Source organism: Nocardiopsis tropica, assembly GCF_042660575.1.
GTDB classification, from domain to species: domain Bacteria; phylum Actinomycetota; class Actinomycetes; order Streptosporangiales; family Streptosporangiaceae; genus Nocardiopsis; species Nocardiopsis tropica.
This window is the reverse complement of record NZ_JBHSUF010000004.1, coordinates 322917-344910: the sequence shown is the minus strand read 5'-3', so window position 1 is coordinate 344910 and position 21994 is coordinate 322917. Positions and strand designations below refer to the sequence as shown.

Sequence of the window (21994 nt, the reverse complement as noted above, 5' to 3'; positions counted from 1 at the left end):
CCGTGGACGAGCACTTCTCCGAGGCCGTGGGCAGACCCGACCTGATCGACCTGGGCGGGGGGCTGGCCTGCCTGCGCTTCGAGTCCATGAAGGTGGCCTCCGCCGTGGCGGCGGTCCGCCACCTGCTCGACACGGGGGCCGTCCGCCCGGGCGACACCCTCGTGGACAGCTCCAGTGGCATGTACGCCCACGGCCTGGCCCTGGCGGCCCACCGCTACGGCCTGCGCTGCCACATCATCGGCTCCACGACGGTCGACCGGACCCTGCGCGTCCAGCTCGCCGTGCTCGGCGCCACCCTGGAGCAGATGCCGCCCTCCGACGACCTCCGGCTCGACCAGAACCGCCGGGTGCGCAGGGTCCGCGAGGTGATCCGGGACAACCCCGGGTTCCACTGGATGCGCCAGTACCACGACGACGTCCACGCCCTCGGTTACCGCGAGGCCGCCGACATGATCGCCCGGGAGACGGGGGGCGAGCCGCTGACCCTGGTGGGCGGCGTGGGGACGGGCGTCTCGACCGGGGCCCTGGCCCGCTTCCTGCGGGAGAGGGAGCCCGGGACCGCGCTGGTGGGGGTCCAGCCCTTCGGCAGCGTCACGTTCGGCGGCGACGGCGTCGAGGACCGGGACATCATCATCGCGGGCATCGGCAGCTCCATCCCGTTCGGCAACGTCGACCACTCGCTCTACGACACCGTCCACTGGACCGGGTTCTCGGCCGCACTGGCAGGGAGCGTCGACCTGCTCCGCCGCCACGCGGTGTTCGCGGGGCTCTCCACCGGGGCGGCCCACCTCGTGGCGCGGTGGGAGGCCCGCCGCAGCCCGGGGCGCCGCGTCGTGTTCCTGGCGCCGGACACCGGCCACCGGTACGTGGAGTCGGTGTTCGCGCGCCACGGGGAGGCCGCGGCGATCGAGGACCTGGCTCCGCGGGAGGTCCTCGACCCGGACGACCTGGAGCTCCCGTGGTCGCGGATGGAGTGGAAGGGGGCCGCGCCGCCCTCCCGCGCCGTCCACACCGACGACCTGGTCACGTCCCTGGAGGGGTGAGGACACCCGCCGGAGTCCCCCTCCGGCGGGCGCCTCCCCGTGCGCGGGCCCGCGCACGGGGAGGCGGGCCGGGCGCACCGGCACCGCCGCGCGATCGCGGGGCCGGTGCGCCTCACGGCCGGACCGGGCTCAGCCCCGCTCCAGCTCCCGCAGGTACTCGGCGAAACTCTCCAGTCCGTCGATGTTGCGCGGGCCGGAGATGCCCTCGTTGTAGTCCAGGACGAAGAAGTTCTCCTCGACCACCGCCGGGACCTCGGACATGGCGGGGAACGAGGTCAGGAAGTCGATCTTCTCCTGGGCGGGCTGGTCGCCGTAGTCGAGGATGATGACGACCTCCGGCTCGGCCTCCACGACCGCCTCCCAGCCGACCTGGGTCCACCGCTCGTCGAGGTCGCCGAAGATGTTCTCGCCCCCGGCAGAGGAGATGATGTCGTTCGGCGGCACCTGGCTGCCCGCGGTGAAGGGCTGGTCGGCGCCCGAGTCGTACAGGAAGACGGGAACCGGGTCGCCCTCGGGCACCTGCTCCTCCACCGCCGCGACCCGCTCCCTGTAGCCCTCCACGAGCTCCGTCGCCCGCTCCTCGACCCCGAAGATCCGGCCCAGCCGGTCCAGGTCCGTGTAGAGGCCCTCGAAGGGGGTGACGCGTTCGGGGAAGCCCGGGTAGTTGAAGCAGGACTCGGCGTGCATGAAGCTCTGGATCCCGATGCCGTCCAGGATCTCGGGGGTGATGCCGCGCTGGTCGCTGAACCCGGAGTTCCAGCCCGCGACCACCAGGTCCGCCTCGGCGTCCACGACCGTCTCGCGGTCGAGGAGGTCGTCGCCGAGGAACTCGACGCTCGCGTAGTCCTCCGCCCAGGGCGACTCCTCCACCGGCGGGTTGGCCGGCGGCATCACGTAGCCGTGCACCTGGTCGGCCAGCCCGAGGGCGAACAGCTTGTCGGCGCTGCCGCCCTCGTAGGCGACGGCGCGCTGCGGGGTCGTGTACTCCACCTCCTCGCCGCAGCGCTCCACGGTCACCGTGTCCGCGGACGCCGAGCCCTCCTGGACCTGGGCGCCGCACCCGGCGAGGAGGACGGAGACGGCCGCCACGGGGAGCACGGACCGCCAGGGGGAACTGCCTTCACGAACGCTGGTCGTCATGGGACGCCTTTCTCGACATCACGGAGTCCAGGTGGCCTGGACGGGGAGGGAGCCGGTACAGCACTTGGGGGTCGCCGGTCAGGGGGTGGGGCACCACCGAGGCCTCGATGCCGAAGACCTCGCGGAGCAGGGCGGGGGTCAGGACCTCGTCGGGGGTGCCCGCGGCCACCAGGGCTCCCTCGGAGAGCACCCCGATCCGGTCGCAGGCGGCCGACGCCAGGTTGAGGTCGTGCAGGACCACGAGCACCGTGATCCCGGCCCCCCGCACGAGGGACAGGAGTTCAACCTGGTGCCGGACGTCGAGGTGGTTGGTGGGCTCGTCCAGGACGAGCACCCGGGGCTCCTGGGCCAGGGCGCGGGCCACCAGGACCCGCTGGCGCTCCCCGCCGGACAGTTCGAGCACGCCCCGGTGTGCGAGGTGCGCCACGTCCAGGAGCTCCATAGCGTTGCGGCACAGGTCGCGCTCGCGGGCGCTGAGCGCCTGGTTGCCCCGCAGGTGGGGGGCGCGGCCCAGGGCCACGACCTCCTCCACGGTGAAGTCCAGGTCGCTGCCGCTCTCCTGGGTCAGCGCCGCGACCCGTTGGGCGCTCAGGCGCAGGCTGAGGGAGGACAGGTCCTCCGCCCCCAGCCACACCCGGCCCGCGTCGGGGCGCAGGGCCCGGTACACGCAGCGCAGGGCGGTGGACTTGCCCGAGCCGTTGGGGCCGACCAGCCCCACCACCTGCCCGTCGGGGACGTCCAGCGTCAGCGCGCGGACGATCGGTTCGCCGCCGAGTTCGACGGACAGGCCGTCGAGGCGCAGGTCCATCAGCGTCCTCCGAACAGGTAGCCCCTGCGGCGCATCAGGGTGATGAACACCGGGACGCCGATCAGGGCGGTGATGACGCCCAGCGGGAGCTCGCGGGGGGCCGCGGCCACGCGGGACGCGAGGTCGACCCACACCATGAAGACCGCGCCGACCAGCGGGGCGACGGTGAGGACCCGGCGGTGGTCGGCGCCCACGAGCATGCGCACGATGTGCGGGATGACGAGGCCGACGAACCCGATCGCCCCGCTCACCGCGACCATGGCCCCGGTCATGACGGCGGTCAGGGCGAAGAGCCACCGGCGCAGCCGGTCCGCGCCGATGCCCAGGCTGGCCGCCGTCTCGTCGCCCAGCGCCATGACGTCGAGCGGGCGTGCCAGGCCGCGGAGCATCACCGCCCCGAGGACGACCACCGCCGCGACCACGGGGAGGGAGCCCCAGGTGGCCGCGCCGAAGCTCCCCATGGACCAGAACAGGACCGTGCTCGTGGCCTCGCTGCTGGGGGCGAGGTAGATGATCACGCTCATGACCGCCTGGAACCCGAAGGACAGGGCGACACCGGTCAGCACCAGGCGCAGCGGTGTCACCCCCGTCCGGGAGTAGGCGATGAGGTAGACGAGGAGGGTGGCGACGAGGGCCCCGAGGAAGGCGCCGGCGGAGACCGCGTAGACGCCCAGGGCCGAGAGGGCCCCGAACACGCCGACGAGCACGGCGCCCACGGAGGCCCCGGAGGAGACGCCGAGGATGTAGGGGTCGGCGAGCGCGTTGCGCACCATCGCCTGGACGGCGACGCCGACGACGCCGAGGCCGGCGCCGACCAGGGCGGCGAGGATCACGCGCGGCGTCCGGATCTGCCAGATGATCTGGTACCGGACGACCTCGTCGGCCTGGATGGCGCCGCCGGTGAGGGCCGCCCACAGGTAGCGCACGGTCTCGCCGGGCGGGACGAGCGCCGAGCCCAGTCCGATCGCCAGGACCATCGACACGGCCAGGACGGCGCCGAGCACGACCGCGGCCAGCGCGGCGCCGGCGGGGGTGGACAGGCGGCGGACCCGGCGCGGGCCCGCCGGGGCGGGGGTGGAAGCGGAGCGGGGGTCGGGACTGTGTGCCTGCCGTGGTTCGTCCGGGGGGACGGACAGTTGGCGCACCGGGTCTCCCTTCCGATATGCGCGATAATGACAATGGTTATCATTCTAGGCTTGAATTGCACCACTCGCGCACGTGATCGGGGCGCGGATTCGCCGGTCCGAAGGGCGAAAAGGGCCCGAAAGGGACAAGGGGGTAGAACGTCGGACCCGCAGGGGTTCCGGCGAGGCCGCGAGCGCGGGGGCCCGGCCGAAATCACCCCGGGTACACGTATAGCCACGCAACCGCCGCCCGTGCACAATGGCAGCCATGTCGACGCCCGCCCCGCCCCGGCTGCCGCGCTCCGCGGTGTTCGCGGGGGTGTGCGTGGGCGTCTCCGCCACCGGGCACAGCCTCTCCTCCGGGCACGGCGTGCCCCCGCTCGCCCTGGTCCTGGGGGTCGTGCTGGCCCTCGCACTCGCCCACGGCGCGGCCCGCTCCGAACAGGGCCTGGGCGCGCTCGCCGCCCGGATGCTGTGGGGACAGGCCGCACTGCACCTGGTGTTCACCCTCGCCTCCCCGTCCGGGGCGACCGCGCCGGGCGGGACGGGCCACGGGCACGCCGCCGCGCACGCCGCACTCCCCGAAGGCGCGTCCGGGGCCGGAGCCGACATGCTGCTCGCCCACGCCGCGGCCGGGCTCGTGAGCGCGTGGTGGCTGCGCCAGGGCGAACGCGCCCTCTTCGACCTCCTCGGGTTCCTGGACGCGCTCCTGCGGGGAGTGCTCCTCGTCCTCCTCGCACGCCCCCGCACGGTCGTGCTCCCCGGCCCGCCGCGCTTCGCCCGCACCGGTGTGCCCGCCCCCCGCCCGGGGCAGCGGTGCGTCCGCCTCGTGCGCGGGCCCCCGGCCCTTCCCTGATCGACACCACGCCGCCTGCCGCGCGCCCTGCGCCCGGCCCCCGCCGACGCCCCGCGCGCCGGCGCCGCCACCCGTGCCCGCGTCCCCCACGGGGGAGCGGGGAGATCAGCAGAAGGCCCCGACCCATGCGAAGAAACGACACCTCCGACCCCCACGAGCCCGCGGCGGGCGCCCCCGTCCCCGGCGAGCCCGCACCCCCCGTCCCCGCCACGCCCGATCCCGCCGTCCCCGGCGATCCCGCAGCTCCCGCCTCCTCCGCCGATCCCGCTACGCCCGCCCCCGCCCGCACCCTGTGGTCCTCCCTACGCCCCCTGGTCCTACGGATGCACTTCTACGCAGCCGTCCTCGTCGCCCCGTTCATCGTGGTGGCAGCCCTGACCGGGCTCCTGTACGTCTACACGCCCCAACTCGAACAAGCGGTCCACGCCGACCTGCTCACCGTCGAACCGGCGGACACCGCCGTCCCGCTCTCACAGCAGGTCGAGGCGGCCTTCGCCGCACACCCGGAGGCGGAGCCGAGCGCCGTGCGCCCCTCCGTCGGACCGGGACTGACCACGCGCGTGCTCTTCGACGCGGAGGGCCTCTCCGCGAGCTACCGCCTGGCGGTCTTCGTCGACCCCCACACCGGGGAGGTCGTCGGCGACTCGACCAGCTACGGCAGCAGCGCGTCGCTCCCGGTGCGGTCCTGGCTCTCCGAGTTCCACCGGACCCTGCACCTGGGCGACGCCGGCCGCCTGTACAGCGAGCTCGCCGCGAGCTGGCTGTGGGCGATCGCCCTCGGCGGCCTCGCCCTGTGGCTCTCCCGCGGCCGGCGCAACCGCCGCGCGCGCCGCGTCCTGCTGCCCCGGCGCTCGGCCTCCGGGCGCGCCAGGACGCTCTCCTGGCACGGGTCCGTCGGTACCTGGGCGCTCGCCGGCCTCCTCCTGGTGTCCGCGACCGGGCTGACCTGGTCCCAGTTCGCCGGGGAGAACATCGGCGGGATCCGGGGCGCGTTCGGCTGGCAGACCCCGGCGCTCTCCGCGCCCGCCCCCTCCGACCACGGAGGACACTCCGGCCACGGGGACCACGCCGGACACGAGGCCGCCGACCCGGCCGGCGAGGTCGACGCGGTGCTGGACACGGCCCGCTCGGCCGGTCTCGAAGGGCCGGTCGAGGTCTCCTTCCCGGTGGAGGACGGCGCGCCGTTCACCGTCAGGGAGACCGACCAGAGCTGGCCGGTCCAGCAGGACGCGGTCGCCGTCGACGCGCACGCCGACACCGTGGTCGAGGAGCTGCGCTTCGCCGACTACCCCCTCATGGCCAAGCTGTCCACCTGGGGCATCGCCTTCCACATGGGCCTGCTGTTCGGGGTGGTCAACCAGGTGCTGCTGACCGTCCTCGTCCTGGGGCTGCTGGCGATGATCTTCTGGGGCTACCGCATGTGGTGGCAGCGCCGTCCGACCAGGGACGGGGCGTTCGCGACGGGGCGTCCGATCCCGCGCGGCGCGTGGCGCGCGGCTCCGCCGTGGGCCAGGGTCGGGGTCGTCGCCGTGGCGGTGGCCGTCGGGTACCTGCTGCCGGTCCTGGGGGTGTCGCTGCTGCTGTTCCTCGCGGTGGACCTCGCCGTCGGGGCGCGCCGCAGGAGGCGGGCCCGCACCGCCTGACGGGGCCCGGTCCCCGGCCCACGGGGGAGCGCTGCCCGAACTGCTTCCCGACGGCGGTCCGGTCCCCATGTCCCGGGGCCCACGCCCCTTCCCTCCGCGGAACGGCGGGGGGCTCAGCGGGCCGCCGGGCCGCCGCCCCCCGCGCGGCGGCCCACGGCCCCGGCCAGGACCCGGCACGCCCTGCGCAGGTCGGCCGGGTGCGCGGCCCCGTAGCCCAGGATCAGGCCGTGGACGGTCGGTTCGCCGTGGCTCGCACGCGAGGTGTCCTCCACCAGGACGCCCTGCTCCGCGCTCTCGGCCACCACCCCGGCGACCGCGTCGGCCGGCAGCGGCAGCATGACGTGCAGCCCCGCCGTGTCCCCGGTCAGGTACGGGCCCAGGTGGTCGATCAGCGTCCGCCGCCGGCGGGCGTACTCCAGGCGCATGCGGCGCAGGTGCCGGTCGAGGTCGCCGCGCTCCAGCAGCAGGGCCGTCGCCGCCTGGGCCTGGACGCCGGTGCGGTCGGACAGGCGGTCGCGGGTCCCGGCCACGCGTTCGAGCAGCGCGGCGTCGGCGACCAGCCAGCCGATCCCCAGGTCCGGGGACAGCGTCTTGGAGAGGGTGCCGAGCAGGACCACGTGCCCGGGGTCCAACCCGTACAGCGCGGGCAGCGGCGCCACGTCGTAGCGGAACTCGGCGTCGTAGTCGTCCTCGACGACCAGCGCGCCCCGGCTGCGCGCCCAGGCCAGCAGGCGCTCGCGGCGGGGGACCGGGAGGCGTCCGCCGAGCGGGTACTGGTGGGCGGGCGTCGTGTAGACCACGGACAGGTCGGCGGGCAGGTCGTCGACGACGATGCCGTCCCGGTCCACCCGGCAGGGGACGACCTCCGCCCCGCGCGACTCCAGGATGTCGCGCGCCCTCTGGTAGCCGGGCTCCTCGACCCCCGCCCGCCCGCCCCGGGCCAGGACCGTCGCGGCGAGCAGGTCCAGGCCGTTGCCCGTGCCTCGGGTGACCAGGACGTTCCGCGGGCCGACCCGGACGCCGCGGGTCCGGCGCAGGTGCTCGGCGAGCGCCTCGCGCAGCCGCGGGAGCCCGCGGGGGTCGGGGTCGTCGTCCAGCGGCAGGGAGGCCGCGTGCCGCCAGGCCCTGCGCCAGGCGGCCCCGTCGTGCGAGCGCACCCAGGGGACGCCCGGACGCAGGTCGACCATGCCCAGCCGCCGGGCCTCCGCCCGCGACAGGCGCGGCTCGGGCGCCCGGCCCGCCGCGGGCGGCGGCCGGCCCCCCGGAGGCGCGGGCGCGCCGGGGGAGGGCGGGGCCGACGGGGAGGCGTGCTCGGCGACGTAGGTGCCCGACCCGTGCCGTCCGTCGAGCCAGCCCTCGGCGTACAGCTGCTGGAAGGCCTCGGTCACGACGGTCCGGCTGACGCCCAGCTGCGCGGCGAGGGACCTGCTGGAGGGCAGGCGCTCGCCCGGCCTGAGCAGCCCTTCGGACATGGCGCCGCGCAGCGCGTCGGACAGCTGCACGGTGAGCGGCACCGCGCTGGAGCGGTCCAGGCGCAGGGGCGGGTCGGCCGGCGGTCGGGGCAAAGTGGTCTTCCGTTTCAGGGAGGAAGTGGCTGTGTTCGGGGAGTCCACTTCTTCCTAGGCTAGCTCCATGCTCTCGACCACGGAACGCACCAGACTCGGCCGCGCCAAGCACAAGGCCCGGACCGCGCGCACCGACCTCTACGACCTCCTGGACGCCGGGTCGGTCTGCCACCTCGGCGTCGTCGTGAACGGCGCGCCCATGGTGGTCCCCACCGGTTACGGCCGCATCGGCGACACCCTCTACCTGCACGGGTCCACCGGCGCCCGGTCGCTGCGCGCCGGCGGGGAGGTGTGCGTGACCGTGACCCTCGTGGACGGCCTCGTCCTGGCCCGGTCCGCGTTCAACCACTCCCTCAACCACCGCTCCGCCATGGTCTACGGCGTGCCGCGCGTGGTCGGGGACGAGGAGGAGTCGCTGGCCGCGCTGCGGGCCCTGACCGAGCAGTTCGCGCCGGGGCGGTGGGACGCCGTCCGCCCGCCCACCGCCAAGGAGCTCGCCGCCACACGGGTGCTGGCGCTGTCGTTGGAGGAGGCCTCCGTGAAGGTGCGGACCGGCCCGCCCGTGGACGACGAGGACGACCTCGGCCTGCCGGTCTGGGCGGGCGTCGTGCCGGTCCGCCAGGTGTTCGGCGCACCCGAGCCCGACCCCGGCCTGGCGCCCGGGACCGGGGTGCCCGAGCACGTCGCGGCGCTCTCCGGCGCGCTTGCGCCGTCCGGTGGCACGGTCGGGGCGCGCTGACCCCGGGCGCCCTCCGAGGGGTTCCGGGGCGGTGCGCGGGCCCGGTCGTGCTCCACGGGCGCGGGCCCCGTGGGAGGGGGCCGTCCGGTCGCGGGGCCGGGACGGTGCGGGGAGGCACGGCCCGGAGCGCCGTCCGGCGGGGTCGGGAACAGGGTCGGCGGGGCCGGCCCCCGCTCCCGGGACACCGGAGCGGAGGCGCCCCCGGCGGTCGCCGGGGACACCCCCGCTCCGATGCGGTCCGCGGGCGCTTCGCCGCGCCCGCCGGATCAGCAGCTCAGGTTCCCCCCGGTGCTGGTGCCGAGGATCTGGGTGAACTCCGTGAACTTGTTGATGCGGCTCTGGACCTGCCCCGGGTTGTTGCCGTTGCACTCCATCGCGCCGTTGATCGAGCGGATGGTCTCGCCGAAGCCGTGGCCGTTGACGATGGCGTTGTGGGGCGTCATCGTGCCGGGGCCGCTCTGGGTGTTCCAGTACCAGAGGCCGGTCCGCCAGGCGACCGAGGCGTTCTGCTCGACCAGGTAGGGGTTGTTCAGCAGGTCGATGCCCAGGGCGTCGCCGGCGGCCTTGTAGTTGTAGTTCCAGCTGAGCTGGATCGGACCGCGTCCGTAGTAGGCGGCCTGGCCGGCCGGGCAGCCGAAGGGCTGGTTCCAGTCGCAGTAGTGCGGGTAGTTGGCCTCGTTGGTCTCCCTGATGTGCACCAGCCCGCCGGTCTCGTGGCTGACGTTGGCGAGGAAGGCGGCCGCCTCGCGCCTTCGCACCTCGGTGCTGCCGGTGTTGGCGAAGGCCGGGTAGGAGCTGAGGGCGGTGGTGAGGCCGCTGTAGGTGTAGAAGGAGTTCCGGTTCGGGAACATCTGGTTGAACTGGGCCTCGCTGACGACGAACGCGACGGGGTTGGGCTCCTCCTCGCCGCCGTTGCCGCAGGCGCCCTGGTCGGTCCAGACGTCGGAGGCGCCGGGGCGCTCGTTCTGCGTCCACCACTTGGCGGTGTAGTTGCGGCCGTTGTACGAGGCCTGGCTGCCGCCGGTGTAGACGGCGGAGGAGCTCCAGGCGGTCGCGCAGGCGGTGGCGGCCTGCGCGGAGAACGCGGGGAGGACGGCGAGCACAGCGGCGAGCGCGCCGAGCGCGGCCAGCTGGCTCAGGAGACGTCGGATCACGGGGTCACACTCCTAGGGTGCGGCGCGACGTCCGACCGCGCGCCGCAGGGGGTGCCGTCACCTAAGCAAGCTGGTCTAGACCTGTCAAGACCTGTGCCACGGATCGTGAGGATACGGTGACGGAACGGACGGGGCCGGTGTGGGGGAGGGTGCCTCCGGGACGCGGGCGGTAGGTTCCGGACGCACCGCGCCCCCGTCCGCCTCGCGGTGGACGGGGGCGGTCCTTCCCGTGTCAGACGGGGTCCCCGACCCCGCCCTCCGTCTCGGGGCCGGAGCCGAGGGGGTCTCCGACCCCGCCCTCCGGGGCTGACATCGGGTCGTTGATGCCGCCGTCCGGTTCGGTCCCGGCGGGGTCGTCGATCCCGCCTTCGGGGGGCTGCTCGCTCACCTGTGTCTCCTCGGGTCGTTGTGCGCCGTGCCCGCGACCGGGGGGCGGTGGGGCGGGTCACGGTGTCCTTGTCGGCGGTCGGGATCCTGCTCCCCTTGTTCCCGGAGGCCGGCCGCCGGCAACCTCGATGCCCGCATCCGGTCGATGTCCGCGGAACAGGTGGTGCGGGCCCGCTCAGGGGGCCCGGCCCCGTTGCGGGCCGCTGGCCAGGGCGACGACGGCGCCGAGCACGGAGAGCCCCGCCAGCAGCAGGAACACGGCGGCGTAGCTGCCCATCGGGCCCGACAGCAGCGCGCACGCCCCCGGGGCCAGCGCCATGGTGAGCATGAGCGGGGTGTGCATGACGCCGTTGAGCGTGGTGTAGTGCGCCTCCCCCCAGCGGTCCGCCACGGCGGTGGCCTGGAGCAGGGTGAGCACGCCCCTGGCGGAGCCCACCAGCGCGGCGGCGCCGATGACCAGGGACAGCGGTCCGCTGACCAGGGCGAGCAGGGCGGTCGCCGCCGCGCAGGCCAGGAGCACGACCGCGATCCGGTGGACCGACCCGCTGATCCGCGCCAGCGGGGCGTAGGCGAGGCGGCCCAGCACCTGCCCCACGCCCACGACGCCGAGCGCCCAGGCGGCCTCGGTGGTGCCGTAGCCGCGCTCCTGCATGAGCGGGACGATGGCGACCACCACCGCGTACACGGTCAGGGTGCCCAGGGCCAGCGCCGTGGTGAGCGCCCAGAACGCGCCGCTGCGCAGCACCGCGCGTACGGCGGTGCGGTCGCGGATACGGTCCTCCGCCCGGGCGGGGTTCCAGGGCCGGGACAGGGCCAGGGCGTGCAGCGGGACCGCGACCAGGGCCAGGATCAGCGCGAGGACGAGATAGGTGCCGCGCCAGCCGACCTGTGCCTCCAGCGCGGCGGTCAGCGGCGCGAAGACGGTGCTGGCCAGGCCGCCGACCAGGGTGAGGAAGGTCAGGGCCCGGACCCGGCGCGGACCGTACCAGCGGGTCAGGGCGGCGAAGGCGGGCGGGTAGGAGAGGCCGGCGACGGCGATCCCCGCCACCTGCCAGGCCGCGCCGAAGAACCACAGGTCGGGGGCCAGGGCGACCCCGACGACCGCGAGGGCCCCGAGCAGCGCGGCCGCGGTCATCACCGCGCGCGGGCCGCGCAGGCGCAGCCAGCGCGCCACGAAGGGGCCGCTGAGCCCCGCCATCACCTGGGAGCCGGAGAACAGGACGATGACGATCGGGAGGGACCAGCCGGTGTCCTCGGCGATGGCCGGTCCCAGCACGGGGAAGGCGTAGAACAGCACTCCCTGGCTGACGGTGACGGTGACGCACAGGGCAGCCAGCGCCCCGCGCGCCTCGGTGCCGGCCGGTCGCCGTCTCCGCGGGCGCGGGCGCCGAAAGGTCATACGCGCCACCCGCCCGACGACGGCCGGGAGCGGGTGAAGGGCTGGGGAACGGAGGCACGGTTCCATCGCTCTTGCACGGGGGACTCCTCGCCCTGGAAGGGGCAGGTCCAGGGATCGAACGAACAGGTGACGCGTTCATGTCCATATCCCCTTTACTACACTGAGTATTCACCGAATGACCATCTGTCGTTTGCCTGGCATTCCAGGTTCTTTACGGTCAACCTGCGACTATCCGCGCCTGTCCGGTCATCCGCCCATACGCCCAAGGCCCCGCCGCGCCCGCGCCGGGGTACGGACGCCTGTCGGCGGAGGGCATTGACGGGGCGGCCCCGATGCGCCACTGTCGGTCCCATGGACGCCCTCCCGTCGAACCGCCCGACCGCCCGCCGGTCCGCCCGGCCCGACCGGAAGCGCCGCGGCACGCCGGGACTCATCCTGCGCCGCGGCCGACTGGGCTCCCCTCCCCGCGCCTGACCCGCGGGCGGCCCCCGTGCCGGCGTTCCGCCGGTGAACGCCGGGCCCGGTCCCGGGGCCGTGTCTCCGTGTCCCGTCCCGTCCGCTCCCCGTGCCCGGCGCGGCGTCCGGTCCGGTGTCCGGGGACTCGTGCCTCACTCCCTCCGCGCAGACCGCCCCCGCCCGTGAACAGGGCCTCCGTCCCCCGGTCGCCGCCCGGCGAGCCGCGGGTCCCGGTGGACGCCCCTCCGTTTATCCTTTTTTCCCATCGGAAAGGTATGGAACATGACTGCGATGATCGAAACCACGACGGGGCTGCGCGACAGCGCCGCGGTCGACACGGCGCTCGTCGAGGGCCCGCGCACACTGCGCCGGCTCCCCGAGGGCGCGTCCGCCCAGCCCTACCGCCTGTTCGAGGTCCGACCCCTCGGCGCCCTCATCGGCGCCGAGATCCACGGCGTGGACCTGCGGGAGGAGATCGGCGAGGAGCTGCGCGCCGAGATCCACCGCGCGCTCCTGGAGTACAAGGTCGTCTTCTTCCGCGACCAGCCCATCGACTCCGCGCGCCAGAAGGCCGTCGCCCGGATGTGGGGGGAGCTGGAGACCAACCCGTTCATCGACCAGGGGGACGACGCCCACGTCGCCCGGTTCGCCAAGGGCGGGACGCCTCCCAGCTACGAGAACGTCTGGCACACCGACGTGACATGGAGGGAGCGGCCCGCCATGGGCGCGATCCTGCGCCTGGTGGAGGTCCCGCCCGTGGGCGGCGACACCCTGTGGGCCGACATGGCCGCCGCCTACGACAACCTGCCCGACACCGTCAAGGAGCGCATCGAGGGCCGCACCGCCGTCCACGACGTCATCCCGGGGTTCTCGCGGTTCCTGGACGAGCGCAGGCTCCTGGAGTGGCAGGACCGGTTCCCGCCGGTCGAGCACCCCGTCGTGCGCACGCACCCCGAGACCGGGCGCAGGACGCTGTTCGTCAACGTCTCCTTCACGACCCGCATCGTCGGGATGGAGCGGGCCGAGAGCGACGAGATCCTGCGCTTCCTGTTCCAGCAGGCGCACGCGCCGGAGTTCCAGGTGCGCTTCCGGTGGGAGCGCGACTCGGTCGCCTTCTGGGACAACCGCGCCACCCAGCACTACGCGGTGAACGACTACCACCCCCACCCCCGGATCGCCGAGCGCGTCGCCATCGTGGGGGACCGCCCCTTCTAGAAGGGGACCCGGCCCCGGCGGGCGGGCCGCCGGGGCCCGGTGGCGGGGACTTCTTCAGGCCGGGTCGGCGGGGGAGAACCCGGGCGGCCCCGGCCAGGCCGGGCCGGTCCCGACGCCCCCGCGGTGGCCCCGCCCGCCGTCCGACGGGCGGGGGTCCGTGGGCGGCCCGGGGTCAGTCCCCGGCGCCGGGGAGGAACCGGGCGCGCAGGTCGGGGCGCAGGAACGCGGCGGGGGAGGCGATGGAGAGCCCGCCGTCCACCGGCAGGACCACGCCGGTGACGAAGGAGGACTCCGGGGCCGACAGGAACACGACCGCGTGCGCGACCTCCTCGGGCGTGCCGGTGCGGCCGAGCGGGTAGCCCTCGGAGGCGGCGGCCAGCCCCCTGCCCCCGATGAGCCCCGGCGCGACCGCGTTCACCCGCACCCCCCGCGGCCCGTACTCCAGCGCGAGCTGGCGCACGAGCCCCTCGACGCCGGCCTTGGCCGCCGCGTAGCCGGGCAGGCCGGGCGCCGCGAGCGTGCCGTTAACCGAGCCGACGGCCGTGATCGCCGACCCCTCGCCGAGCAGCGGGAGCGCCGCCCGGCAGGTGTAGAACGCCGAGCCCAGGGTGGTGTCCACGGCCGTGCGCCACTGCTCGTCGCTGGTGTGCTCGGCGGGGGCCACGGGCATGGCCGCGGCCGCCGGGACCAGGACGTCCAGTCCGCCCAGGGCCTCGGCCGCCCCGGCGACCGCCGACGCCGCGCCCGCCGGGTCCGCGCAGTCGGCGGCCAGGGCGAGGTCGAGCGAGGGATCGTCGAACTCCTCCAGGGAGACGCCCGCGACCCGGTCGCCCCGGGAGGCGAAGGCCCGGGAGACGGCCCGGCCGATGTCGGAGGAGGCCCCGACGACGAGGACGCGCCTGCTCATCGGCCCGCACCGCCCGCCGCCGCAGCGCTCCCGTCCGCCGGGGCGGACGCGGCCTTCGGGGCTCCCGCGGCCTGCGCCCCGGAGCCGTCCGGCCCGAGACCGGGACCGGTGTCCGCCGTCCCCGCCGCGCGCGGCGACGGGTTCGCGCCCCGGGCCGCCGCCACGACGGTGTCGTGGTCGGGCAGGCCGAGGTCGTGCAGGATCGCGGCGAGCCCGGCGGCGGTGCGCGGGTCGAGCGGGGCGGCGGGCAGGCGCACGGCGGCGGAGCCGATGACGCCGCGGGCCACCAGCACCTCCTTGTGCACGGCCCAGGCGACGCCGCCCTGCATGCCGAAGCGCAGCAGCGGCAGCAGCCGGTCGTAGGCGCGCCTCGCGGCGCGGCGGTCCCCGCCCTCCCACAGGGAGAGGACGCCGCCCAGCAGGTCGCTCACCTCGCAGGCGGGCATGGTGCCCACGGCGCCGGCCCCGTACTCCTCCAGCAGGAAGAAGGCGTTCTGGCCGCCCAGCACGGCCGCGTCGGCGCCCCGCGCGTCCAGGGCGGCGCGCACGGCGGCGGTCGAGGCCGGGGTGGGCGGCGACTCGACCTTGACCGACGTGACCCGGTCCAGCGCGGCGATCTCGGCGATCACGGCCGGAGCCATGGACACCCCCGTCGCCCCGGGCGCGTCCTGGACCATCACGTCCAGCGCCGTCGCGGCGCACACCCGGGTGTAGAACTCCACCACCTGGCGGGCCGAGGGCTTGACCATGTACGGGGGCAGCACCATCAGCGAGTCCGCCCCGCCCGCCTCCGCGGCCCGCGCCTGCTCGACGGCCGTCTCGACGGAGGTCCCGTTGACCCCCGCGACGACCGGCACCGCTCCCGAGGCCTCCTCGGCGACCGCGTCGAGGATCCGGGACCGCTCGTCGGCGGTGAGGGCGAAGCCCTCGCTCGCCATGCCGAACACGGCGAGGCCGTCGACGCCGCACGCCAACTGGAAGCGGACGAGCCGGCGCAGCCCCTCGTCGTCGAGGGTTCCGTCCGGGTGGAAGGGGGTGGCGAGGATGGGGACGAGTCCGCCGAGAGCGGTCATGGTCGCCTCTTTTCCGGTGGTTGGTTGGTTCGTCGGTCGTGGTCTGCGGGCGGCGGCGCGCCGCCGCGCCGGGCGGCCCGGCAGGTGCGGGCGGGCGCTGCGCCCCGGCGCCGGACGGTGCGCTCCGTCCGTCCCCCCGGGGGCGGCGCCGGGCGCGGCCGCTCCGGGGCCGGAGCGGGGTCACCGCGTGGAGCGGTGGCGGACGGCGGCGGAGCGGACGCGCTCCTCGTCGACCTCCAGGCCGAGTCCGGGGCCGGAGCCGAGCCCGATGCCGTCGGGGTGCGCGTCGAAGTGGAAGCCCAGCTCGGCGGCGGTCTCGACGGTGGTCGGCTGGTACTCGAAGAAGGGGGAGTCCTCCGTCGCCGCGCTCACGTGCACCCCGGCGGCGAGCGCGGGGCCCAGGCCGACGGAGTGGTGCGGGGCGACGGGCACGTGGTGGGCCGAGCACACCTCGGCGATCGAGGCGGCCTCGGTCACGCCGGTGCGGCCGACGTCGGGCTGGGCCAGGCCGAGGGCCCCCGCCGCCAGCCACTGCGCGAACTCGTAGCGGTTGCGCAGCGTCTCGCCGACGGCGACGGGCAGTTCGATCCGGTCGGCGAGGCGGCGGTGGCCCTCGACGTCCTCCGGCGCGAGCGGGGCCTCCAGGAACACCGCCCCGCGGTCGGCCAGCTCCCGCCCCAGCCGGGCGGCCTGGGAGGGCGTGTAGCGCCAGTGCGCGTCCACGGCGAGGGCCAGGCCGGGCGCCGCCGCGGACACCGCGTCGACGGTGGCCAGGTCGGCGTCCACCCCGTTGCCCAGGTGGAGCTTGACCGTGCGGGCCCCCCGCTCCTGCCACCGGCGGGCGAGGTCTGCCCGTCCGGCGTCGTCCGGGCTCGGGAGCCCGGACACGTAGGTGGGCACGCGGGTGCGGTGCGCGCCGCCGAGGAGGGCCGCCACGCCGAGTCCGCTGATCCTCCCGGCCAGGTCCCACAGGGCGATGTCGACGGCGGCGAGCGCGTCGGCCTGGTGGCCGACCAGGTGGCCCCGCTCGCGCATGAGCGAGCGCAGCCGCGCCCAGGCGGGGCGCGGCGCGGTGGCGTCGGCGCCGATGAGCTGCGGGGCGAGCAGTCCGTCGACCACCTGCGCCGGGATCTCGGGGCCGACGGGGGCCAGCGCCTCGCCCCACCCGGCGGTGCCGTCCTCGGCCTCGACGCGGACCAGGAGGGTCTCGAAGAGGGCGGAGTAGAGGCTGAGCCACGGTTCGCGGACCCGGTAGCCCTGCTCCTCGGTGAGCGCCGAGCCGTCGGCGAGGGAGCCGAGGTAGGCGGCTGGGCCCCGCACCTTGACGACGAACGTCTCTACGTTACGAATGCGCATCGAACTTCCCATGTGACCCTTGACATGTCGACTGAGTTAAATCACTGTTGCACACACTGCATGGCTCATGCAATGACGTGGTGGATAAGACACAGGGTGCAACGCGCTCCCGCGATAGCGGTGGCGCCGGCCTTCCGCCACGCGGCCGGACCCCCGGCCGACGACACGGACGACGAGGTAGACATGACCGAAGGAACATCCGACGTGCGCGCCGCGGACGTCGCCCCTCCCACCCGGAGGGAGACGAGGAAGGTCCTGCTCGCCACGGGCATCGGACACTTCGTGGAGTGGTTCGAGATGGGGATCTACGGAACCCTCGCCACCAGCATCGCGGCCAACTTCTTCGCCCCCGGGGACCCCACCGCGGCGCTGCTCTCCACGTTCGCGCTGTTCGCCGTCTCCTTCGTGGTCCGCCCCCTCGGCGGCCTCTTCTGGGGACCGCTGGGCGACCGGATCGGACGGCAGAAGGTCCTCGCCCTGATCGTCCTCATCACCTCGGGGGCGACCTTCCTCATCGGCGTCCTGCCGACCTACGCCACGGTCGGCGCCCTCGCCCCGCTGCTGCTCGTCCTCGCCCGGCTCGTCCAGGGCTTCGCCGCCGGGGGCGAGTCCGCCAGCGCCACGACCCTGCTGTTCGAGTACGCCCCCCGCGGCCGGCGCGGCTTCCTCACCAGCTGGATCGACACCTTCGGGTTCCTGGCCTTCGTCGCGGGCTCCGGGCTGGCCCTGCTGCTGACCACGGTCCTGGGCGACGCCGCCATGGGCGACTGGGGCTGGCGCATCCCCTTCCTGCTCGCGCTCCCGCTCGGCCTGGTCGGCCTCTACCTGCGCGTGCGCATGGAGGACACGCCGGAGTTCCGCCGCCTGGAGAAGCTCGGCGAGATCGCGCAGTCCCCCGTCAGGGAGGCGTTCCGCACCGGCGGGACCGCGATGCTCCTGCTCGCGGGCATGGTCGTCATCAAGGCCGTCGCCCACTGGACGCTCCAGACCTACATGCCCAGCCACCTCGCCCAGACCCTGGGCTTCAGCTCGGTGCAGTCCTTCCAGGTCACCACCGCGTGCCTGGCCGTGGTCGCGGTCCTGGTGCCGTTCATGGGGGCGCTGTCCGACAGGGTGGGCCGCAAGCCGCTGCTCGTCGCGGGCGCGGGCGGGTTCCTGCTGCTGTCCTACCCCGCCTTCTGGCTCATGTCCCAGGGCAGCTTCGTGCTCGCGTTCCTGGCGATGGCCCTCCTCGGCGTGCTCATCGCCGCCTTCGACGGGGCGGTCAGCGCGGCGATGGCCGAACTCTTCCCCCCGCGCACGCGCAACGGCGCCATCGCGATCCCCTACAACATCGCCGTCGCCCTCTTCGGCGGCACGGCCCCCTACCTCGCCGGAATGCTGGTGGCGGCCACGGGGTCCCCCATCAGCCCGGCCTTCTACATCATGTTCGTCGCCGCGATCTCCCTGGGCACGGTGCTCCGGCTCCGCGAGACCGCCGGACGGCGCGCCCCGGCCGACGCCGCCCCCTGACCCGCGCCGCCCCGCCGGAGTCCCCGGGGCACCCCGCCCGCCCCCCGAACCACGGACTGGACACCCCCTGTGAGAAGAACCGGACGCACCCTGCCCGCCCTGGCCGCCGCCGCCCTCGCCGCGGGCCTGGCCTCGGCCCCCGCAAGCGCGCTCGCCGCGCCGCCCGAGGCCCCCGCGGACATCGAGGAGATGCCCTACGCGGTCGACACCTCCAACCAGGCCGCCTGGTGGAAGCCGATCGACTCCGTCGACGGCCACGACTACCTCGCCTTCAACGCCCCCGCCTCCGAGGCCGGGCGCCACGAGGTCCACCTCGCCCGGCGCACCGCCTCGGGGGAGTGGACCTCCGGGTGCCTGCGCGCCCGGGCCGGAGCCGACTGCGTCTCCTACACCGACGACATCGGACACAACCAGCCCTCGATCACGGTGGACGGCGACGGCCGCGTCCACGCCTTCGTGTCCATGCACAACGACGCCTGGCGCTACTACCGCTCCACCGCCCCGGGCGACGTGGACTCGCTCGTGGAGTCCGCCGCCGACCTCCCCGACGGCGGGGGGACCTACACGTACCCGGTGACCGCCCGCGACGACGCGAGCGGCGACGTGTACGCGCTGGTCAGGGCCGACGCCGCCGACAGGCGCCACGGCCGCCTGTACCGCTGGGACAACGCGGCGGGGGAGTGGTCCCGCGAGACCACGGTCGCCTCCGCCCCCGGCCACGCGTTCTACCCCGACGACCTGGAGGTGGACGGCCGGGGCCGGGTGCACGTGCTGTGGGAGTGGGGCCCCTTCCCCTCCAGCACCGCCCGCCACCTGGGCTCCTACCTCGTCTACGACCCCGCGACCGGGACCGCGAAGGACGCCGCGGGCGCCCCCGTCGCGCTGCCCGCCGCGGCCGACCCCGGGGGAGCGGTCGTCTACCAGCCCTACACCGAGGGCGAGGACATCGGCACGCAGGCGCCCTCCCTCCAGAGCGCCAAGCTGGCGCTCACCCCGGAGGGCTCCCTGGCCGGCGTCGCCTACCGCTTCCGCGACCGTGACACCGGGGACGGCTTCTCCGGCTACGACGCCCGGTACGCGCGCTGGACCGGGACCGCCTGGGAGAGGGAGGTGCTGGCCGAGGCGGGCGCGGGCGGCGTGCACACCTCCGCGGCGATCGACACCACGCACGCCGACGGCACCACCCGCGTCTACCTCGTGGCCGAGCACCGCCGCTGCGCGGGGGCGTTCAGCCAGGTGGTGCGGGCGGAGCGGTCCGGGAGCGGGCCGTGGCTGCTCGACCGGGCCGGGCCCGAGCGCCCCGGCCTCCAGCGGCTGAGCGCCCTCACCGGCGCCGACGGCGCCGACACCCTCTACGTCAGCGCGCCCCTGGCGGAGGGGACGCGGGGTTCGGTGTTCCGCATGGGCCTGTCCCGGGGCACGCCCTCCGGGGGCGGCACGTGGGAGGAGCTGGTCTCGGGCCTGTCCGAGGACCCCGACCTGGGCGAGAACCTCGCCCTGGGCGGCGCCACGTCGGTGAGCTCCCGGCGCGACGCCGACAGCGGAGGGGACCGGGCCGTGGACGGCGACTGCTCGGACGCCTCGCGCTGGATCTCCGCCGAGGGCGACGCCGAGCCCACCCTCACCGTGGACCCGGGGGCGGTGGCGGACGTGTCGGCGGTCCGCGTGGCCAGCGGCTACGCGCCCGACCCCGCCTCCACCGTCCTGCGGGACTTCGAGGTGCGCGGCCGGACCCCCGGCGGGGGCTGGACCACCCTGGCCTCGGTGAGCGGCAACACCGAGGAGCTGCGCGTCGTGGAGTTCGCGTCCGCCGAGGTCGACCGGGTCCAGCTGGTCGTGACCGACCCCTCGGCCTCGGAGGTCGACGTCGCCAGGGTCCGGGAGTTCCAGGTGTTCTCCTGAGGGGCCGGGGCGCCTCCCGGCAGGGGCGCGGGCCCCGGCCCGGCCGTGCCGCACGGGTACGGCGGCGGAGGTGTTGACGAACGCGAACATGACAGTGGACACGAGCACGGGCATGTCAGTGCTTCCCCTGCGCACACATCCTCCGCAAGGCGCACTGACCAGGCATGGTTCTCCCGAAGGCCCGGCAACAGGACAGTAACCCGTAAGTAGCTCCGAGGGCCCCAATCGATCCGTGGCCTCCGGCGGGGTCTGGCTCTAGGTCCTGTAGCGATCCCCTCGCCCCCGAGAGCCGCCCCGTGCGACGGATGCGGGTCGTCCGCCCACAATCATAACTTTATGAGTGGTAAAGTGGTTGCATGGCAGAAAATCACTTCACCTATGATGATGCGGTTTCCCGTGTGTCCACCAGCCAGGAGGCCGGTGCCCGCGCGCTGCGCGCAGTGCGCTGGTTCCGGTGGTTCGTGGCACTGCAGACCGTGTTCGCCCTGGCCTTCACGCTCTCCATCGACGTGTTCGGGGCTCCGTACTGGACCGCGTTCGCCCTCCTGCTGCTGGCCTCGGCCTCGGTCTGGGCGACCGCGTACCGCCACAGCCTGTCGGCACCGCGCCACGGCTTGCGCAACACGGGCATCGCCGTGGCAACGTGGTTCGCGCTCTACACCCTGATGCTCGACCCCGCCCTCCAGCTCGTGGGCGCCTCCTCGCCGTGGTGGTGGGTGCTGGCCGGCGCCGTCGCGGCCAGCCCGATCGCGGCGTGCCTGTGGGCGAGTTCGCGTCGATGAGCCATCCGCGCAAGGACCTGGACGCGCTCATCCACTCACCGGTGAGGTTCTCGCTCCTAGCCGCGCTGCGGAACCTGGAGGAGACCGACTTCCGTTTTCTCGCCGACCTCCTGGAGGTCAGCGACTCCACCCTGTCCCAGACCCTTACCGTGCTCCTGGAAGCAGGCCTGGTCGACGTCCGCAAGGAGGCCGTGGGCAGACGCACCCGCACATGGGTCAGTATCACCGACGCGGGCCACGACGCGTTCAACCGGCACCTGACCACCCTGCGGGCAATCATTGACTCCGGCCCCGGCCACCCACCCACCCACACCCCAGAAGAGGACCCTTCGTGACTTCGTTCCTGCGCCTCGGCGTACCCCAGGACCTGGACGCGGTCGTCGACACCTTGGTCGCGGCCTTCGACGACTACCCGTGGACGCGCTATGTCATCCCCGAGGACGACTACACATCCCGGCTGCACGAGCTCCAGCACCTCTACCTGAAACACGCCTTGGACCACGGGATCGTTGCGGTCAGCGAGCACGGTGAGGGGGTGGTCGCGCTCCTGCCTCCGGACGCATCGGAGCCCGGCGAGGCAACCCTCGAGCGGATCATCACCCTGTACGGCGACCGGATCGACCGCCTGGCAGGCGCCGACCAGCGGCCCGTGGACCCCGACGACTGGAGTCTGGAAACCCTGGGAGTCCACCCAGACCACCAGGGCAAAGGGCTCGGGGGAGCCCTGATCGAGTTCGGCCTTGACGCAGCGGGACGGCAGGGCGCCCGAGCCGTGCGACTGGAGACCTCCGAAGAGCGCAACGTCAGCCTCTACCAGCGGTACGGCTTCCGCGTCACCGACCGTTCCCAGCGTCCCGGCGGGCCGCCGGTATGGACGATGCGCACAGTGTTGGACACGACCGGTGCCGGCAACGAAACACGGTCCGCCTGAGG

Annotated in this window: 20 protein-coding genes; 10 read left to right on the top strand and 10 right to left on the bottom strand. The window is 74.7% G+C overall.

The window, feature by feature from the left end; genetic code table 11:
• Nucleotides 1-2: 2 nt before the first annotated feature.
• On the top strand, nt 3-1043 hold the full coding sequence (locus ACFQBR_RS09005) for a pyridoxal-phosphate dependent enzyme (protein WP_267950365.1): 1041 nt from the start codon (nt 3-5) through the stop codon (nt 1041-1043).
• 129 nt (nt 1044-1172) lie between these two features.
• Here ACFQBR_RS09005 and ACFQBR_RS09000 read toward each other — a convergent pair whose 3' ends face one another.
• From ACFQBR_RS09000 to ACFQBR_RS08990, 3 genes are read right to left on the bottom strand one after another with little or no spacing between them, the layout of a single operon-like run.
• Complete coding sequence (locus ACFQBR_RS09000; RefSeq protein WP_344177422.1) at nt 1173-2183, bottom strand: ABC transporter substrate-binding protein; 1011 nt, start codon at nt 2181-2183, stop codon at nt 1173-1175.
• Nucleotides 2164-2991, bottom strand: a complete 828-nt coding sequence (locus ACFQBR_RS08995; RefSeq protein ID WP_267949713.1) for an ABC transporter ATP-binding protein — start codon at nt 2989-2991, stop codon at nt 2164-2166. Before ACFQBR_RS08995 ends, ACFQBR_RS09000 begins: the two co-directional genes overlap by 20 nt.
• On the bottom strand, nt 2991-4031 hold the full coding sequence (locus ACFQBR_RS08990; RefSeq protein ID WP_267950366.1) for a FecCD family ABC transporter permease: 1041 nt from the start codon (nt 4029-4031) through the stop codon (nt 2991-2993). Before ACFQBR_RS08990 ends, ACFQBR_RS08995 begins: the two co-directional genes overlap by 1 nt.
• 352 nt (nt 4032-4383) lie before the next feature.
• Between ACFQBR_RS08990 and ACFQBR_RS08985 the strand changes: the two genes are divergently transcribed.
• The gene (locus ACFQBR_RS08985; RefSeq protein ID WP_378552776.1) at nt 4384-4971 is read left to right on the top strand and encodes a hypothetical protein; all 588 of its coding nucleotides are present in this window, start codon (nt 4384-4386) and stop codon (nt 4969-4971) included.
• Nucleotides 4972-5096: 125 nt separating this feature from the next.
• Nucleotides 5097-6614: a PepSY-associated TM helix domain-containing protein gene (locus ACFQBR_RS08980; protein ID WP_344177417.1), complete on the top strand. Its 1518-nt coding sequence runs from the start codon at nt 5097-5099 to the stop codon at nt 6612-6614.
• A gap of 113 nt (nt 6615-6727) precedes the next feature.
• Here the strand turns inward: ACFQBR_RS08980 and pdxR are convergent, their stop codons facing one another.
• Nucleotides 6728-8179: a MocR-like pyridoxine biosynthesis transcription factor PdxR gene (gene pdxR / locus ACFQBR_RS08975; protein ID WP_352987234.1), complete on the bottom strand. Its 1452-nt coding sequence runs from the start codon at nt 8177-8179 to the stop codon at nt 6728-6730.
• A gap of 67 nt (nt 8180-8246) precedes the next feature.
• Between pdxR and ACFQBR_RS08970 the strand changes: the two genes are divergently transcribed.
• Nucleotides 8247-8918 (top strand): pyridoxamine 5'-phosphate oxidase family protein, encoded by a 672-nt coding sequence (locus ACFQBR_RS08970; protein WP_344177413.1) that lies wholly within the window; start codon nt 8247-8249, stop codon nt 8916-8918.
• A gap of 266 nt (nt 8919-9184) precedes the next feature.
• Here the strand turns inward: ACFQBR_RS08970 and ACFQBR_RS08965 are convergent, their stop codons facing one another.
• The 3 genes from ACFQBR_RS08965 to ACFQBR_RS08955 form a co-directional block, all read right to left on the bottom strand.
• Nucleotides 9185-10072 carry a glycoside hydrolase family 19 protein gene (locus ACFQBR_RS08965; protein ID WP_344177411.1) on the bottom strand — a complete coding sequence of 296 codons (888 nt, stop codon included), beginning with the start codon at nt 10070-10072 and terminating at the stop codon, nt 9185-9187.
• A gap of 232 nt (nt 10073-10304) precedes the next feature.
• Nucleotides 10305-10460 carry a hypothetical protein gene (locus ACFQBR_RS08960; RefSeq protein ID WP_267949718.1) on the bottom strand — a complete coding sequence of 52 codons (156 nt, stop codon included), beginning with the start codon at nt 10458-10460 and terminating at the stop codon, nt 10305-10307.
• A gap of 174 nt (nt 10461-10634) precedes the next feature.
• The gene (locus tag ACFQBR_RS08955) at nt 10635-11858 is read right to left on the bottom strand and encodes an MFS transporter (protein WP_344177409.1); all 1224 of its coding nucleotides are present in this window, start codon (nt 11856-11858) and stop codon (nt 10635-10637) included.
• A gap of 738 nt (nt 11859-12596) precedes the next feature.
• Here ACFQBR_RS08955 and ACFQBR_RS08950 point away from each other — a divergent pair.
• Entirely contained in the window at nt 12597-13529 is a 933-nt protein-coding gene (locus tag ACFQBR_RS08950) for a TauD/TfdA dioxygenase family protein (RefSeq protein WP_267949720.1), read from the top strand.
• Nucleotides 13530-13701: 172 nt separating this feature from the next.
• Here the strand turns inward: ACFQBR_RS08950 and ACFQBR_RS08945 are convergent, their stop codons facing one another.
• The 3 genes from ACFQBR_RS08945 to ACFQBR_RS08935 all read right to left on the bottom strand — a co-directional run bounded on the left by ACFQBR_RS08945 (nt 13702) and on the right by ACFQBR_RS08935 (nt 16865).
• Nucleotides 13702-14436, bottom strand: coding sequence for an SDR family NAD(P)-dependent oxidoreductase (locus ACFQBR_RS08945; RefSeq protein ID WP_378552769.1), 735 nt, complete (start codon nt 14434-14436; stop codon nt 13702-13704).
• Nucleotides 14433-15509 carry a dihydrodipicolinate synthase family protein gene (locus ACFQBR_RS08940; protein WP_378552767.1) on the bottom strand — a complete coding sequence of 359 codons (1077 nt, stop codon included), beginning with the start codon at nt 15507-15509 and terminating at the stop codon, nt 14433-14435. The genes ACFQBR_RS08945 and ACFQBR_RS08940 overlap by 4 nt, the downstream gene beginning before the upstream one ends.
• A 180-nt stretch (nt 15510-15689) precedes the next feature.
• Nucleotides 15690-16865, bottom strand: a complete 1176-nt coding sequence (locus ACFQBR_RS08935) for a mandelate racemase/muconate lactonizing enzyme family protein (protein ID WP_344177399.1) — start codon at nt 16863-16865, stop codon at nt 15690-15692.
• A gap of 183 nt (nt 16866-17048) precedes the next feature.
• On the opposite strand from ACFQBR_RS08935, the gene ACFQBR_RS08930 reads away from it, so the two are divergent.
• The 5 genes from ACFQBR_RS08930 (at nt 17049) to ACFQBR_RS08910 (ending at nt 21992) form a co-directional block, all read left to right on the top strand.
• The gene (locus ACFQBR_RS08930) at nt 17049-18377 is read left to right on the top strand and encodes an MFS transporter (RefSeq protein ID WP_344177397.1); all 1329 of its coding nucleotides are present in this window, start codon (nt 17049-17051) and stop codon (nt 18375-18377) included.
• Nucleotides 18378-18446: 69 nt separating this feature from the next.
• Nucleotides 18447-20279: a BNR-4 repeat-containing protein gene (locus ACFQBR_RS08925; RefSeq protein ID WP_344177394.1), complete on the top strand. Its 1833-nt coding sequence runs from the start codon at nt 18447-18449 to the stop codon at nt 20277-20279.
• A 356-nt stretch (nt 20280-20635) separates the two neighbouring features.
• A complete protein-coding gene (locus tag ACFQBR_RS08920; RefSeq protein WP_267949726.1) occupies nt 20636-21061 on the top strand; it encodes a hypothetical protein in 426 nt (141 codons plus the stop codon).
• On the top strand, nt 21058-21396 hold the full coding sequence (locus ACFQBR_RS08915) for a transcriptional regulator (protein ID WP_267949727.1): 339 nt from the start codon (nt 21058-21060) through the stop codon (nt 21394-21396). Before ACFQBR_RS08920 ends, ACFQBR_RS08915 begins: the two co-directional genes overlap by 4 nt.
• Nucleotides 21393-21992, top strand: a complete 600-nt coding sequence (locus ACFQBR_RS08910) for a GNAT family N-acetyltransferase (RefSeq protein ID WP_344177390.1) — start codon at nt 21393-21395, stop codon at nt 21990-21992. The genes ACFQBR_RS08915 and ACFQBR_RS08910 overlap by 4 nt, the downstream gene beginning before the upstream one ends.
• The last annotated feature ends 2 nt before the right edge of the window (nt 21993-21994 follow it).